The sequence below is a fragment of the Rhizobium sp. NLR10b genome, assembly GCF_019685435.1.
GTDB lineage: Bacteria > Pseudomonadota > Alphaproteobacteria > Rhizobiales > Rhizobiaceae > Rhizobium.
In genome coordinates this window covers 67784-83940 of sequence record NZ_JABDWV010000014.1, presented here as the reverse complement: position 1 = coordinate 83940, position 16157 = coordinate 67784, and the positions used below count along the sequence as shown (strand labels likewise).

Here is a 16157-nt window from a genome sequence, read left to right as displayed (position 1 = left end):
CCTTGCGGTCATTCGGCATGCGGAGCCGGATGAATGAAAGGCCAGGGACTCGCCTCAGATCCCCTTCCAACCGGAACTTCGATGAGAACGGGCTCGTCGAGTGCGAGTGCCTTCTCCAGCACCTCTCTCAATTCGCCGGGGCTTGTCGCCCGGAAGGATCGGATGCCGAAGCTCTCGCCAAGGACGACGAAATCGGGATTGGTCAGATCCGAGCCGAGAGTGCGGCCCTTGTAGATCTGCCTCTGGTCGCGCAGCACATTGCCGTAGGCTGAATTGTTGAAGACGATGGCGACGACGGCGATCTTGTGCTGGACGGCTGTGGCAAGTTCCTGGACGCCGAACATGAAGCCGCCATCGCCCGAAACGGAGACCACTGCCTTATCGGGATGGGCGACTTTCACGCCCAAGGCGGTGTTGAAGCCGAAACCGAGATTGTCCTGATAGCCGCATGTCACGTATTGGCGAGGGCCGTAGGTCGGGAAGGCAAAGCGGGCGGCAAAGCCAGTCTGGCTGATTTCCTCGACGAAGAAGCCGTCTTTCGGCAGGGCCTCGCGAATGGCTTCGAGATAGCCAAGCTGTGGCTGCACCGCCGAGAAACGAGATCTTGCTTCTTCATTGAGTTTGGCAAATTTGTGCCTGCGATCCCCTCGGAAGTACCCCGCCAGCGCGTCGGTAAGAGCCTGGGCCCCATCCTTGGCGTCCGAGACGATGCCGACATCCGGCTTGAGCCGGACCATCTCGGTCGGATCGATATCGATGCGGATGATCTTGAGCCCCTTGGGAAGCCACTTCCAGCGCATGAACTGCAATTCGAGCCTGCTGCCGATCCCGATCAGCACGTCGACCTTCTTCCAGTATTCATAGGCGGCCACGAAATTCAGATAGTTCGGATGGTCGTCGGGCACGATGCCCTTGCCGGAGCGATGCGATGTCACCGGCGCCTGCAGCAATTCCGCTAACGCGGCGATCTCCGCGCCGGCATCCGCCGCGCCGCCGCCGACCATGATCATCGGATTGCTTGCGCTTGATATCAGTGCTGCCGCGGCCGCGATCTGATCGGGATCGACGGTTGGATGAGGCGCTCTCGCGCCAACGGGAATGTCGATTTCAGGGCCGGATTGTCCGAACACGTCCCAAGGGGCTTCGACCGCTCCCGGGCCTTGGCGGCCGGAGAGCATCTTGCCGACGACCGCCGCCATGACCGGGCCGGCTTCGGACTGATGGTTGATGCGTTCTGCCGCCTTGGTAATCCCGCGCATCGTCGCAAGCTGATCCGGCAGTTCGTGCAGCTGTCCTCTGCCTCGGCCGATGAGGTGCGACATGATGTTGCCGGTGATGCAGAGCACCGGCGCGTTGGCGCCGTAAGCGGTGCAGAGGGCGGCGCCCGAATTGAGAACGCCCGGGCCGGGCACGACGGTATAGGCGCCGATCCTGCCGGTGGATTTGGCATAGCCGTAGGCCATGTAGGCCGCGCCCTGTTCATGCCGGGTGTGGATGAACCGGATCTTGTCGCCGGCGTCGTAGAGGGCATCGTTGAAATCGTACATGTGGGCGCCGGGGATGCCGAAGACTGTATCGATCCCATGGGCGACAAGCGATCGGGTGATCGCCTGGCCGGTCGTTTCTTTCCTGTTCATTCAAAGGCTCCAATGGTGCGATCGGTTATGATTTCAGGCAGCCTTCGGCCCGGAGCGCCGCGACGATGGCGCCGGCATCGGCGGGCTGCATGCCGGCAAGGTTCATGCGCCCGGAATCCGCCATGTAGATGCCGTGGTTTGCCCTGAGCGCGACCGCCGTTTCCTTGCGCATGGAGAGATTGGAAAACAGGCCGCGCTGACGGCTGATGAAAGCCAGTTCGGGCGAGGCAGCAGCCAGCGCCGCGCGATTGCCGTTGATGCGCTCGCACATCTCTTCGAGTTCGGCGCGCCACATTGCCGTCATTTCCGGGTTTTCGAGAATGGCCCTGACGATGGCGGCCCCATGATCCGGCGGCATGGACCAGTTGACGCGGGCAAGCGCCGCCATGTTGCTTTCCGCCTTTCTGGCGTCATCGGCATGGCGAGCCACGACATACAGCGCGCCGACGCGTTCGCGATAGAGGCCGAAGTTCTTGTCGCAGGAATAGGCGATCAGCGCTTCCTCGACCGCATCGAGGATTATGCGCGTCGGTGCTGCATCTTGTTCAAGACCGTCGCCGAGCCCCTGATAGGCAAGATCGATGAAGGGCACGAGCCTGTGCGCAACGAGAAGTTGGGTAATCTCTCGCCACTGTTCCACGGTAAAATCGATACCCGTGGGATTATGGCAGCAACCGTGAAGCAGCACGACGTCGCCTTCCCCGGCGGAAGACAAAGCGGAGACCACGCTTTCGAACGTCACCTGCTGTGACGTCAGGTCGACGAAGGCATATTCCTTTACGTCCAAGCGTGCCGAAGCGAAGATCGGTGCATGGTTAGGCCAGCTCGGCGTTCCCAAGAGAACCTTTGCCGATGGATTTGCCGTTTGGATGAGTTCCGCGCCGAGACGGAGCGCGCCGCTGCCGCCCGGCGTCTGAATGCCGGCGAGCCGTTGGGCGAATTTCGGCGAGTTGCCGAAGATGATCGGCTCAAGCAGGCGCACGAATTGCAGATCACCCTCGGGGCCGAGATATTTCTTGCTGTCCTGGGTCTCCAGGAGAAACTGCTCCGCCGCCTTGACGGCCCGCATGACGGGCGTGCGTCCCATGGCATCGCGATAGACGCCGACGCCGAGGTCGATCTTTCCGGGACGATCGTCGGCCTGGAAGGCTTTGATGAGCGCGAGCAGGCTATCGGCCGGCCGGCTGTTCAGTTGGTCAAACACTGTCACCTCCACTTGCATGTCAGAGGCCGAAGATTAACGGAACAATCGCGACGAATTTCTGCGATTATCTTCCTGTTTAAGCGTAACTGTGCAGATAATCTGCGTCATATCGGTATAATACGCAGAAACTCACCGCAATCGAGGCCGATGACCATGCTGGACCCATTTGATATCAAACTGCTCGCCGCTCTCCAGCAGAACAGCGAACTGACGCAGAGCGAACTCTCTCAGAAGGTCAATCTCTCGGCGACCCAATGCGCCCGCCGTTTGGAAAGGCTGCGCAACGAGCAATATATTCAGAGCGTCGTCGCCATCCTCAATCCGGTGAAGCTGGGTTTCACCGTCGTCGCGCATACGCTCGTCAGCCTTCGCGCGCATACAGAAGGCGGAAACGAGCGGCTCCATCGTTTCATCGAGACTGCGCCGGAGATCCTGGAATGTTATTCGCAGACGGGTGACGCCGACTTTCTGATGAAGGTCATGACGCGCGACCTCGACCATCTCAGCCAGTTTCTCGAAAGAATGATCCGGGTCACCGACAATCTGGCGTCGGTGAAATCGAGCATCGTCCTGAAGACGATCAAAAAAACGACCGCTCTGCCGCTGCAGATCGTGATGTGAGGGCGGCTCCGGCCGCTTTCACCTGAGATAATGGATATGCGGGCGCGAATGATGGGGTGAAGCTTCGATGCGGGCTTCGACCGAAAAGACTTCGCGCAGCAGTTTCTCGCTCAACACGTCCTCTGGCGCGCCGGAGGCGACGATCCTGCCCTGCTGCATGATAATAAGCTCATCGCAGAACATGGCGGCATGGTTGAGATCGTGCAGCGCGACGATGCTGGTGATCGGCAGGCCGGAAACGAGCCGCATTAGGCCGATCTGGTGCTGAATGTCGAGATGATTTGTCGGTTCGTCGAGGATCAGCTCCTGCGGCGATTGGGCAAGCGCCCTGGCGATATGGGTGCGCTGCTTTTCGCCGCCCGACAGGCTCTGCCAGCGCTCGTCGCGCTTTTCGGCCATGCCGGCGCGTGCGAGTGCGGCCTCGACCGCCTCTTCGTCGGCTCTCGTCCAGCCCGAGAACATCGACCGGTGCGGGAAGCGGCCGAGCTTGACGACGTCGACGACCTTGAGGTTGGCGTTCGTCGTCGCGTGCTGCTCGACGAAGGCGATGCGCCGGGCGATCGACCGGCGGCTGATGGTACCGATATCGCTACCGGCGAGGATGACGCGACCCGAATGCGGCCGCTTCAGGCCGGCGAGAAGCCGCAGCAGCGAGGTCTTGCCCGAGCCGTTTGGCCCGAGCAGGCCGAGCATCCGGCCGGGCTGCGCCTCCATGGAAACACCGTCCAGAATGGTCTTCCTGCCAATTTTCCAGGTGAGGTTGTCAGCCTTGATGCTCATGGCGCGCGCTGGAACCGGTAGAGGATGATTGAGAAGAAGGGCACGCCCACCAGCGCCGTGACGACGCCAATCGGCAGGATCTGGTTGGGAATGAGGGCGCGCGCGGCAATGTCTGCGAGCACCATGAAGATCGCTCCCGCGATGGCGCAGGCCGGCAGGAGACGGATATGCAGCGGCCCGACGACGAAGCGGGCGACATGCGGCACGACGAGGCCGACGAACCCGATCGAGCCGACCATGCTGACGATCGTCGCCGTCATCATCGCGGTCAGCGCGAAGAGCGCCATTCTGGCGCGGCTGACATTGACGCCGAGCGAGGACGCCGCTTCGTCGCCGAAAGCGAAGGCGTCGAGCACGCGGGCGTAGAGCAGACAGGCGGCGAGGCCGAAACCGACGAGGATCGAGACCAGCGCGAATTCCGGCCAGCGCACGCCGCTGAAGCTGCCGAGCAGCCAGAACATGACGTCGCGGGCCTGTTGCGCGTTGGCCGAGGTGGTGACGATATAGGAGGTGGAGGCGTTGAAGAGCTGCGATGCGGCGACACCGGCAAGGATGGTGCGGTCCGCGCCGCCGCGCGTGCCGTTCGACAGCAGCGCCACGAAGAAGAAGGCCGCGAAGGCGCCGGCGAAGGCGCCTGCCGAGAGCGATACAGCGCCCGCGCCGACGCCCAAGATGACGATCGCGACGGCGCCGGTGGAGGCTCCGGCGGAGATACCGAGCACATAGGGTTCGGCCAGCGGATTGCGCAGCAGCGACTGCATGATGGCGCCCGACAGCGCCAGCCCCGCGCCGCAGAAGGCGGCGACGAGCGCGCGGCTGAGCCGATAGTCCCAGATGACGGTCTCATGGATGCGGTTCAGCTCGACCGCGGTCCAGCCGAGCCGGTTGGTGACGGCCGAAAAAGTGGTCGCAAGCGGGATCGGCAGGTCGCCGATCCCGACGCTGACGCCAATGGCGACAGCGATGAGGCAGAGGGAAGCGAGCAGCAGTGCGGTGACCGCTCCCAGCCGCCGGAAGAGACGGCCTGCGTTGGTCACTTCAGCAGACCAAGGGCCTTCAATTGCTCGGCAACCTGCTCGGCGCCGTAGATCGTGCGGATGGTCGGATTCATCGCCTGGCCGTCCATCACGACGAGAGCCTTGTTCTTGACGGCCGGGATCTGGCTGACGGCCGGATCGGTGTTCAGGAAGTTGATCTTGGCCTCGGGCTTGTCGAGCTCCCAGCGGTTGCGGTCGAGGCTGGCGACGACGATGACGGCGGGATTGGAGGCGATGATGCCTTCCCAGCCGACGGTCGGCCATTCGGCGTCCGCGGTGATCGCATTGTGGCCGCCAAGCAGGTCGGCGATGAAGCCGGAAGCGCTGTACTTGCCGCCGACATAGGCATCGGCCGAGGGGCTGGGGCTGGAGAACCAGAAAACGTAGGAGAGGTTCTGGCCGTCCTTGGCAACGCTGCCGCGGAGCTTGGCTTCACGCGCCTTGAAATCGGCGATCAGCGCCTGGCCGCGATCGGCGACATCGAAAATCTGCGAGAGTTCGTCGATCTCCCTGTAGAGCAGATCCATGTTCCATGGCTCGCCGCGGCTGCCGTACTGGTCCTTGACATTCTTGGTGCTGAGGCAGGTGCTCGGCGAGAGATAGGTTGAAACGCCGACCTTGTCGAAATCCTCGCGCTTGGCGATCTTGCTGTTCGGGCCGACGAGGCTCGGCAGGGCGACGGCCACGAAATCGGGATTTTCGGCAAGCATGGATTCGAAGGTCGGCATCTCCACGGTGAGGAGCTTGACCTTGGCATTGGCTTCGGCGAGTTGCGGCAGGACCTTGCTCGGCCAGAAGGCGGTGCCGACCATCTTGTCCTGGAGGCCGAGCAGCAGCAGGATTTCCGCGCTGTTCTGCCCAAGCCCGATCGCCCGCTCGGGCGCTTTCTTGAAGGTCACCTGCGCGCCGCAGTTTTCGAGCGTCAGCGGGTAGGTTGTCGAACCGGCGAATGACGGGGCTGCGGCAAGGCCGATCAGGGCGGAGAGGCCGCAGGCGGCCAGAGGTGATTTGAGGCTGGTCACGAAGAAAATCCCGGTGCGTGAATATATGCGGCCGGGGTATAGCCACAGGAACGATCGGAAAACAAGACAAAAAAGATCAACTTATCGCAAAAATCGACGGCACTGAACATTGCCGCCGGAACAGTGCTCGCCGGTGTCGAGCGAAAAGCCTTCGAACATGATCAGCTGAGCTTGCCCACAAGCTTGGCATAGTCCGAAAAAGTGGCGCCTTCGCCTTTTCCGCCGGCTTCGCCGGCAAGCTGCAGTACGCGGATCGGAAATAGGATTGCCGCCAAGTTGGCGCCGGACAGCTCGTGGTCATCGTCTTCCTCAATCGCCTTTTGAGCTTTCGAGAGCGCGGCGTCGATCTCGCCGCGCGTGAGCAGTTCCTTTTCCACGATGGCGTCGAATATCGAGGCCATCGCCATGATCAGGCCTTTGAGCTGCAGATTGGCGGTATTCATGAGAACTCCCAGGTGAAGAAAGGATCCTAGTCTGGCTCGACGGGCCGGATTGTTTCGACCGAGACCGTACCCTCGAGTATACCGCGCTTTATATCATGTCTGTTCCGATCGATCTCTATCACGGTGTAGAGTTTATCGTCGCGAAAGGCGCTAGCATTGGCGGTCGTGACGTCCTCGGCGGGCGCCGCATCGACTTCCATGAAATCGAGTTCTCGTGCGGCCGCGACGATCCTGGCATCGCCTGGCGTTCGGGCGGCCACGACGATCGTGCCGTGATTGGTGGCATTGCCCCATCTGGGATCATCGGGTTTCGCAATCGGTTCCAGCCGATAGATGTTGAGCACCTCGCCGCCGGCCTCTGGCGATGCCTCCGCGGCGGCATCCTGCATCTGCGCCTGACTCTCGACCGAGCGCCCGAATGTTGTCGGGCTGGTCGCGTTGTTGATCTCGTCTTTGCCTGTCCTTGAGACGTTCGACATGTCGCTCTCCTTGTCAGGGCGGAAACGACGGGCGGCGGGAAACTGTTCCCGCGCAGGCAAAGTTTGGGCGTTGACGATGGGTTAGGCCTATCTCTGCAACCCTGCCGCACACCCATACCCTTTTTCCAGCCGAGCACTAGTTACCTTCTGTCGAATAAGGGGGATTCCGTGAGCAAGCAGACCAGTGAATATTCGGCCGATAGCATTGCGGCAGAGAGCCTCAACGGACGTGACCATAAAAGCATGGCGTTTGACGATGCCAGCGCGCTTCTGGAGGTGCTTGTCGCGGTCCGGCGCGGCGATTTTTCCGTACGGATGCGCTCCGACCTGACCGGTGTTACCGGCAAGGTCGCTGATGCGCTGAACGATATCATCGCCGCCAACCAGCGCATGGCAAAGCAGCTCGAACATGTCGGCCAGGTGGTCGGCCGCGACGGGCGGACGAGCACGCGCGTGCGCTTCGGCCTGTCGGATGGTTCATGGTCCGAGATGGAAGGCTCGATCAATGGTCTCATCGAGGATCTCCTCTGGCCGACGACGGCCGTCACCCGCACGATCACCGCGGTCGCCAAGGGCGATCTGCTGCAGACCGTGCCGCTCGATGTCGACGGGCGGGCGCTCAAGGGCGAATTCCTGCGCTCGGCCGATATCGTCAACACGATGATCAAGCAGCTCAGCGTCTTTACCTCGGAGGTGACGCGCGTTGCCCGCGAAGTGGGCACCGACGGCAAACTTGGCGGGCAGGCGCAGGTGCCTGAAGTGACCGGCGTCTGGAAGGACCTGACCGAAAGCGTCAACTCGATGGCGTCGAACCTGACGGCGCAGGTGCGCAATATCGCGGAAGTGACCATCGCCGTTGCCAACGGCGACCTTTCCAAGAAGATCACTGTCGACGTGCGCGGCGAGATCCTGCAGTTGAAGGAAGCGATCAACACCATGGTCGACCAGCTGCGCTCCTTCGCTTCCGAAGTGACGCGCGTCGCCCGCGAGGTCGGCACCGAAGGCAAGCTCGGCGGCCAGGCGCTGGTGCCTGGCGTCGCCGGCACCTGGAAGGACCTGACCGACTCGGTCAACGCCATGTGCGGCAACCTGACTGCCCAGGTGCGCAACATCGCGCAGGTGACGACGGCGGTTGCGCGCGGCGACCTCTCGCGCAAGATCACGGTCGACGTCTCGGGCGAAATCCTTGAACTGAAGGAAACCATCAATACGATGGTCGATCAGCTGAACGGCTTTGCCGGCGAGGTGACGCGCGTGGCGCGCGAAGTCGGCACCGAGGGCCGCCTCGGCGGCCAGGCGCAGGTGCCCGGCGTCGCCGGCACCTGGAAGGATCTGACTGACAACGTCAATTCGATGGCCTCGAACCTGACGGCGCAGGTGCGCAATATCGCCGAAGTCTCCACAGCCATCGCCAATGGCGACCTGTCGAAGAAGATTACGGTGACAGTGTCGGGCGAAATCCTCGAACTGAAGGAGACCATCAACACGATGGTCGACCAGCTGAACGCCTTTGCCTCGGAAGTGACCCGTGTGGCGCGCGAAGTCGGCACGGAAGGCCGGCTCGGCGGCCAGGCGAACGTGCGTGGCGTCGCCGGCACCTGGAAGGACCTGACCGAAAACGTCAACTCGATGGGCGGCAACCTGACGGCGCAGGTGCGCAATATCGCCGAAGTCTCGACTGCGATCGCTAACGGCGACCTGTCGAAGAAGATCACCGTCGACGTGAAGGGTGAAATCCTCGAACTCAAGGAAACCATCAATACGATGGTGGACCAGCTGAACGCCTTCGCTTCGGAAGTGACGCGCGTGGCGCGCGAGGTCGGCACGGAAGGCCGGCTCGGCGGCCAGGCGAACGTGCGCGGCGTCGCGGGCACCTGGAAGGACCTGACCGATAGCGTCAATTCCATGGCCTCGAACCTGACCGGCCAGGTGCGCAACATCGCAGAAGTCGCGACCGCCGTCGCCCAGGGCGACCTTTCCAAGAAGATCACCGTTCCGGTTTCGGGCGAAATCCTCGAGCTGAAGGAGACCATCAACACGATGGTTGATCAGTTGAACGGTTTTGCCGGCGAGGTGACGCGCGTGGCGCGCGAGGTCGGCACGGAAGGTCGGCTCGGCGGCCAGGCGAACGTGCTCGGAGTCGCCGGTACCTGGAAGGACCTGACCGACAGCGTCAACTCCATGGCCGGCAATTTGACGGCGCAGGTGCGCAACATTGCCGAAGTCTCCACAGCGATCGCCAATGGTGACCTGTCGAAAAAGATCACCGTGTCGGTCTCGGGCGAAATCCTCGAGCTCAAGGAAACGCTGAACACCATGGTGGACCAGCTGAACCGCTTCGCCTCGGAAGTGACTCGTGTCGCCCGCGAAGTCGGCACCGAAGGCAAGCTCGGCGGCCAGGCTCAGGTGCCTGGCGTGGCCGGTACCTGGAAGGACCTCACCGAAAACGTCAACTCCATGGCCTCCAACCTGACAGGCCAGGTGCGCAACATCGCCGAAGTCACCACCGCCGTGGCGCGCGGCGACCTCTCGCGCAAGATCACCGTCGACGTGAAGGGGGAAATCCTCGAACTCAAGAACACCATCAATACGATGGTGGACCAGCTCAACGCTTTCGCCGGCGAAGTGACCCGCGTCGCCCGCGAAGTCGGCACCGAAGGCAAACTCGGCGGCCAGGCGCAGGTCTCCGGCGTCGCCGGCACCTGGAAGGACCTGACGGACAGCGTCAACTCCATGGCCGGCAACCTGACGGCGCAGGTGCGCAACATCGCCGAGGTGGCGACCGCGATCGCCAATGGCGACCTGTCGCGCAAGATTACCGTCGACGTGCGCGGCGAAATCCTGCTCCTCAAGGATACCTTGAACACCATGGTCGACCAGCTTCGCTCCTTCGCCGGCGAAGTGACGCGCGTCGCCCGCGAAGTCGGCACCGACGGCCGGCTCGGCGGCCAGGCCGTCGTTCCCGGCGTGGCCGGCACCTGGAAGGACCTGACCGATAACGTCAACCTGCTCGCCGCCAACCTGACGACCCAGGTGCGCAACATCGCCGAAGTCACGACCGCAGTGGCGCGCGGCGACCTGTCGCGCAAGATCACCGTCGACGTGAAGGGCGAAATCCTCGAACTGAAGAACACTATCAACACGATGGTGGACCAGCTCAACGCCTTTGCCGGCGAAGTGACGCGCGTGGCGCGCGAGGTCGGCACCGAAGGCAAGCTCGGCGGCCAGGCGCAGGTGCCGGGTGTGGCCGGCACCTGGAAGGATTTGACCGACACCGTCAACGTCATGGCAGCCAACTTGACCGAACAGGTGCGCGGCATCGTCAAGGTGGTGACGGCGGTCGCCAACGGCGACCTCAAGCAGAACCTCACCGTCGCCTCCAAGGGCGAGGTGGCGGCGCTTGCCGAAACCATCAACAACATGACCAATACGCTCGCGACCTTCGCCGATCAGGTGACGACGGTGGCGCGTGAAGTCGGCGTCGAGGGCCGCCTCGGCGGCCAGGCGAATGTCCCCGGTACCGCGGGAACGTGGAAGGACCTGACCGGTAACGTCAACCTGCTTGCCGCGAACCTCACGACCCAGGTGCGCGCCATCGCCGAGGTCGCCACCGCCGTCACCAAGGGCGACCTGACGCGCTCGATCAAGGTCGATGCACGCGGCGAAGTGGCCGAGCTCAAGGACAACATCAACACGATGATCGACAACCTGCGCCTGACGACGGAGCGCAACACCGAGCAGGACTGGCTGAAGACCAACCTGGCGCGCTTCACCAACATGCTGCAGGGGCAGCGCGACCTGACGCTGGTCGGCAAGATGATGCTCTCCGAGCTCGCGCCGCTGGTTGGCGCGCATCAGGGTGTCATCTATCAGGTGGATGCCGACGAAGAGCAGGCGTTTCTGTCGCTGCTGTCGGTCTATGCGCAGGGCGTCGAAGCGGCGCATCCGCCGCGGCTCGATTTCGGCCAGGGCCTCGTCGGGCAATGCGCCAGCGATGCCCGCCGCATCCTCGTCACCGATCTTCCCGACAACGTCGTTCCCATCAGTTCGGGCGTGTTCACGACGCTGCCGCGAAGCGCCATTGTCCTGCCGGTGCATTTCGAGGGGCAGGTGAAGGCGGTGATCGAGCTTGCCTCCGCCGGTGAATTCACCGAGCTGCAGCTTTCCTTCCTCGACCAGCTGACGACCTCGATCGGCATCGTTCTCAACTCGATCGAAGCGACGATGCAAACCGAAGGACTCCTCAAGCAGTCGCAGCAGCTTGCCGCCGAACTGCAGACGCAGCAGCGCGAGTTGCAGCAGACCAACGAACAGCTCGGCCAGAAGGCGCAACAGCTGGAGGAACGCAACGTCGAAGTCGAAGCGAAGAACCAGGAAATCGAGCAGGCGAGACGCGCGCTCGAGGAAAAGGCGACGGAGCTTGCACTCACCTCCAAATACAAATCCGAATTCCTCGCCAACATGTCGCATGAGCTGCGCACACCTTTGAATTCGATCCTCATCCTCGGCCAGCAGCTCGGAGAAAACCCGGACGGCAATCTGTCGGTCAAGCAGGTCGAATTCGCAAAGACGATCCACGGCGCCGGCACCGATCTGCTCAACCTCATCAGCGACATTCTCGACCTCTCGAAGATCGAGTCCGGCACGGTCTCGGTCGATGCCGAGGAGATCTTCGTCAGCAACCTGCTGGAGGTGATGGCGCGGCCGTTCCGCCACGAGGCGGAAAACCGCAACCTCTCCTTCGCGGTCGAGGTCGGCGCCGATGTGACAAAGAGCATCATCACCGACTCGAAGCGGCTGCAGCAGATCCTCAAGAACCTGCTCTCGAACGCCTTCAAGTTCACCGCGCAGGGCGGCGTGACGCTTCGCGTCGCATCGGCGACGAGCGGCTGGTCACCGGAGCATCCTTCTCTGCGGCACGCGCCTTCGGTCATTGCCTTCGAAGTGGTCGATACCGGCATCGGCATACCGCCGGAGAAGCAGCGAATCATCTTCGAGGCGTTCCAGCAGGCGGATGCGTCGACCAGCCGCAAATATGGCGGCACCGGACTTGGCCTGGCGATCAGCCGCGAACTGGCGAACCTGCTCGGCGGCGAGATCCAGCTGCGCAGCACGCCCGGCGTCGGCAGCACCTTCGTGCTTTACCTGCCGCTCACCTATGTCGGCGCCGGCGCGGTGGCGCCGAAGTCCACTCCGGCAGCGGCGAACGTCGTCGAGTTCGCCGAGGCGGCTGCCCGTCGGGCTGACAAACCGGTCGAACATGTCGCGGACGACCGTCACCGGATCGAGCCCGGCGACTCCGTGCTGCTCGTCGTCGAAGACGATGCGCATTATGCCCGCGTCCTCGTCGATCTCGCCCGCGACAACGGTTTCAAGGTGCTGGTCGCGATGCGCGGCAGCGACGCGCTTGTTCTCGCCCAGGAATACAGACCGTTGGCGATCTCGCTCGATATTTTCCTCCCTGATATGCTGGGCTGGACGGTGCTGAGCCAGCTCAAACAGAATTCCCAGACGCGACACATTCCGGTGCAGATCATCAGCCTCGACGAGGACCGCCAGCACGGGTTGACCCGCGGCGCCTTCGCCTTCATGAGCAAGCCGACGACCCCGGAAGGCCTCGGCAAGGCACTGTCGCGGCTGAAGGCCTATGCCGAGCCGCGCCGCAAGCAGTTGCTGCTGGTGGAAGACAACGAGGCCGAGCGCGTGAGCGTCACCGCCCTTCTCGGGCACGACGACATCGACATAACAAGCGTCGGCTCCGGCTCGGAGGCGCTCGCCGTTCTCCGGCAAGGCTCTGCCGACTGCGTCGTGCTTGACCTTACGCTGCCTGACATGTCCGGCTTCGAAGTGCTGGAGCAAATCCGCGACGACGACGGGATCGCCGAAGTCCCGGTGGTCGTCTTCACCGGCCGGGAGCTTTCGCCTGACGAAGACGCGATGCTGCACAGCATGGCCCGCAGCGTCGTGGTGAAGGGCGTCGAGTCGCCCGAGCGCCTGCTCGACGAGACTGCGCTCTTCCTGCACCGCGTCGTCGCCGACCTGCCGGCCGCAAAACAAGCGACGCTGCAGGAGCTGCACAGCTCGGACGAGGATCTGGTGGGCGAGACCGTGCTGCTCGTCGATGACGATGCGCGCAACATCTTCGCGCTGAGCAGCGTTCTCGAACGTCGCGGCATGAAGGTGCTGACGGCGACGACGGGCAGCGAGGCGATCGACGTCATCAACAATGAGCCTTCCGTCGCGATCGTGCTGATGGACATCATGATGCCGGGGATGGATGGCTATGAAACAATGCAGGTGATCCGATCTGAGCCCCGCTTCCGGCGGCTGCCGATCCTGGCGCTGACGGCCAAGGCGATGAAGGGCGACCGGGAAAAATGCCTGGAAGCCGGCGCCTCGGACTACCTGGCGAAGCCCGTCAACACAGAGCAGCTGCTGTCGGCTCTGCGCATGTGGCTGCACCGCTGAGGATCCGGTCATGAGCCCCGTCAATATCCTCCTCGTCGACGATCAGCCTGCAAAGCTTCTGAGCTATGAGGTGATTCTCGAAGAGCTCGAGGAAAACCTGATCAAGGCGCAGTCGGCGCGCGAAGCATTCGAGCACCTGTTGCGCACCGAGATCGCCGTGATCCTCGTCGACGTCTGCATGCCCGAGCAGGACGGTTTCGAACTCGTCGGAATGATCCGTCAGCACCCGCGCTATCAGAACACGCCGATCATCTTCGTCTCGGCCGTGATGCTGGCCGAACCTGACCGGCTGCGCGGCTACGCGGTCGGCGCCGTCGACTATGTCTCGGTCCCGATCGTGCCCGAGGTGCTGAGGGCAAAGGTCAGAGTCTTTGCCGATCTCTACCGGAAGACACGGGAACTCGAGCGCCTGAATGCCGAACTGGAGGCCAGGGTGCACCAGCGCACCGCCGAGCTCGAGGCCTCGGCCGCGCAATTGCGTCAGCTGAACGAGGAACTCGAACACCGCATCGACCAAAGGACGCGCGAACGCGAGGAGGCGCTGGCGCAGCTGTTCGAGGCGCAGAAGCTCGATACGATCGGCCACCTGACAGGCGGCGTGGCGCACGATTTCAATAATCTTCTCATGGCGGTGCTCGGCAGCCTCAGTCTGCTCAAGAAGCGGCTTCCGGCCGATGAGCGCAGCGAACGCCTGGTGACGAACGCCATCCAGGCGGCCGAACGCGGTACGGCGCTCACCCAGCGTCTGCTCGCCTTCGCCCGCCGACAGGAGCTGAAGCCACAGGCGGTCGACTTCCTCCGGCTGTTCGAAAACGTCGAGGATCTGCTCGCAAAGGCGGTTGGACCGCGCGTCGAGATCCGAAAGCGCATACCGGCGGATCTGGAGCCGCTTCTGGTGGACAGCAACCAGTTGGAACTGGCCCTGCTAAATCTCTTCGTCAATGCGCGGGATGCGCTTGAAAGTGGCGGTGCGGTGACGGTCGCCGCGGCGGCGGAGCAAGACCGGCCCGCCGGTCTTGCAGGCGGAAACTACATCAAGATATCGGTCTCGGATGACGGCGAAGGGATGGACGAGGCGACGGTCCTGCGCGCCGCCGAGCCATTCTTCACCACGAAAGGAATCGGCAAAGGCACTGGTCTTGGCCTATCGATGGTGCACGGCCTGGCGGCGCAATCGGGCGGTTCCATCCAGATTTCGAGCACAAGAGGGAAGGGCACAACTGTCTCGCTCTGGCTGCCCGTTGCGCAGAGCATTGCCAAGGAGGAGCCGGCGGTCGTGCCTGCGGCCGCGGAACCCTTGAAGCCGGTCTCGCGATCGCTTGCCATCCTCGTCGTCGACGACGACGCGCTCGTCAGGGCCGGAACCGTGGCAATGCTGGAGGATCTCGGACATCTGCCGCGGGAGGCGGCTTCCGCTACCCAGGCCCTGGAATTCCTCGCCGGCGGACAGGAGTGTGATCTCGTCATCACCGATCATGCCATGCCGGGGATGACCGGCGCCGAGCTCGCGCGCCACCTTCGTTCAGCCTTCCCCAACCTGCCCGTGATCCTCGCTTCAGGTTATGTCGAGCTTGCCGAGGATCAGGGGCTCGGCCGCATGCTCAGGATGGCGAAGCCGTTCACGCAAGAGCAACTCCAGGCGGCCATGGACGAGGCGCTGAGGGACAAGGTCGCGGCGGCATGATGATCGAGGCGCGGCGGCTGGGGAGAGCTTGACTGGTTGGAGCAGGATCAGTTCCATTGCCTCGCTCCCAGGAGAGGATCAGAAAATACGAAAAGCTGTCAATTTTACTGTCCTTTGGATTGATGGCCAAAGCTGCCTCCTCAAAACTCCTGGCGCCGCCCAGGAGATAGACTGTTTTGCATCTTCCGAGAGTATCTATAGACGGATTGCAGAATATTAAGTGTCGATTTTTGATGTTTAATTCTTCATTTATAGTTTTACCAACGTCCAGCAATATTTCCTTTGCGTAGATGTCTGGATTTCTAATATACGAAGCGCCGTCAAAATTTAAGCTCTTGGCAATCATCAACGTCCGTTTGTTTCCATCGCATTGCCTGACGAGCGACGCGTCTGATGAAGTTTTTCCAAAACCTGGACAGCTAGTAGCGACGGAATCGAGCGACTTTATAGAAAAGCTCTCTGGTAGTGCAGGCGTATACAGCCAGACTGCAAGCAAAATTGATACAAAGCTGAAGGCGTGAGGCGCTGCTGTCATCTTTGCATCCACACTCGATTAATCCGCGACATAACGCGCATATCATATTTGGGACTGGTTTGGCGCTGAAATCGCGGCCTTTACCCCGCATGGTTGAATCACAACCGCGTTGCAAACGGAATACGAAAAGCTAGTCTTTCGTCCGCGTGAATCCTTCACGATCAACGAGATGACGTCGCGGCTAAATTCGGACTTGCGCCGCCCGCTGATCAGGTCTCGCTCGCTTGCTGCGCTCCACCCCAGGCGA

General features: G+C 62.3%; 11 protein-coding genes. 3 read left to right on the top strand and 8 right to left on the bottom strand.

What is annotated here, in order from left to right; all coding sequences use genetic code 11:
- Positions 1-8: 8 nt before the first annotated feature.
- Both HJB91_RS22340 and HJB91_RS22335 read right to left on the bottom strand, forming a co-directional pair.
- Entirely contained in the window at positions 9-1637 is a 1629-nt protein-coding gene (locus HJB91_RS22340) for a thiamine pyrophosphate-dependent enzyme (protein ID WP_221155910.1), read from the bottom strand.
- A gap of 25 nt (positions 1638-1662) precedes the next feature.
- A complete protein-coding gene (locus tag HJB91_RS22335; protein WP_221147389.1) occupies positions 1663-2841 on the bottom strand; it encodes an amino acid aminotransferase in 1179 nt (392 codons plus the stop codon).
- 153 nt (positions 2842-2994) lie between these two features.
- Between HJB91_RS22335 and HJB91_RS22330 the strand changes: the two genes are divergently transcribed.
- Positions 2995-3462, top strand: coding sequence for an Lrp/AsnC family transcriptional regulator (locus HJB91_RS22330; RefSeq protein ID WP_221155909.1), 468 nt, complete (start codon positions 2995-2997; stop codon positions 3460-3462).
- Between the two features lie 18 nt (positions 3463-3480).
- On the opposite strand, the gene HJB91_RS22325 is transcribed toward HJB91_RS22330, so the two are convergent.
- The 5 genes from HJB91_RS22325 to HJB91_RS22305 form a co-directional block, all read right to left on the bottom strand.
- The gene (locus HJB91_RS22325) at positions 3481-4242 is read right to left on the bottom strand and encodes an ABC transporter ATP-binding protein (RefSeq protein ID WP_210631837.1); all 762 of its coding nucleotides are present in this window, start codon (positions 4240-4242) and stop codon (positions 3481-3483) included.
- Complete coding sequence (locus HJB91_RS22320; RefSeq protein WP_221155908.1) at positions 4239-5279, bottom strand: iron ABC transporter permease; 1041 nt, start codon at positions 5277-5279, stop codon at positions 4239-4241. The genes HJB91_RS22325 and HJB91_RS22320 overlap by 4 nt, the downstream gene beginning before the upstream one ends.
- A complete protein-coding gene (locus tag HJB91_RS22315; protein WP_221155907.1) occupies positions 5276-6301 on the bottom strand; it encodes an ABC transporter substrate-binding protein in 1026 nt (341 codons plus the stop codon). The genes HJB91_RS22320 and HJB91_RS22315 overlap by 4 nt, the downstream gene beginning before the upstream one ends.
- A gap of 161 nt (positions 6302-6462) precedes the next feature.
- Entirely contained in the window at positions 6463-6744 is a 282-nt protein-coding gene (locus HJB91_RS22310) for a hypothetical protein (protein WP_210631840.1), read from the bottom strand.
- 26 nt (positions 6745-6770) lie between these two features.
- Positions 6771-7223, bottom strand: coding sequence for a hypothetical protein (locus HJB91_RS22305; protein ID WP_221147391.1), 453 nt, complete (start codon positions 7221-7223; stop codon positions 6771-6773).
- A 168-nt stretch (positions 7224-7391) separates the two neighbouring features.
- Here HJB91_RS22305 and HJB91_RS22300 point away from each other — a divergent pair, with 168 nt between their 5' ends.
- Positions 7392-13691, top strand: a complete 6300-nt coding sequence (locus HJB91_RS22300) for a HAMP domain-containing protein (RefSeq protein WP_221155906.1) — start codon at positions 7392-7394, stop codon at positions 13689-13691.
- A 10-nt stretch (positions 13692-13701) separates the two neighbouring features.
- Positions 13702-15375 (top strand): response regulator, encoded by a 1674-nt coding sequence (locus HJB91_RS22295; protein WP_221155905.1) that lies wholly within the window; start codon positions 13702-13704, stop codon positions 15373-15375.
- Here HJB91_RS22295 and HJB91_RS22290 read toward each other — a convergent pair.
- Complete coding sequence (locus HJB91_RS22290; RefSeq protein ID WP_221155904.1) at positions 15311-15910, bottom strand: hypothetical protein; 600 nt, start codon at positions 15908-15910, stop codon at positions 15311-15313. The two genes, HJB91_RS22295 and HJB91_RS22290, sit on opposite strands and share 65 nt — an antisense overlap.
- Positions 15911-16157 lie beyond the last annotated feature (247 nt).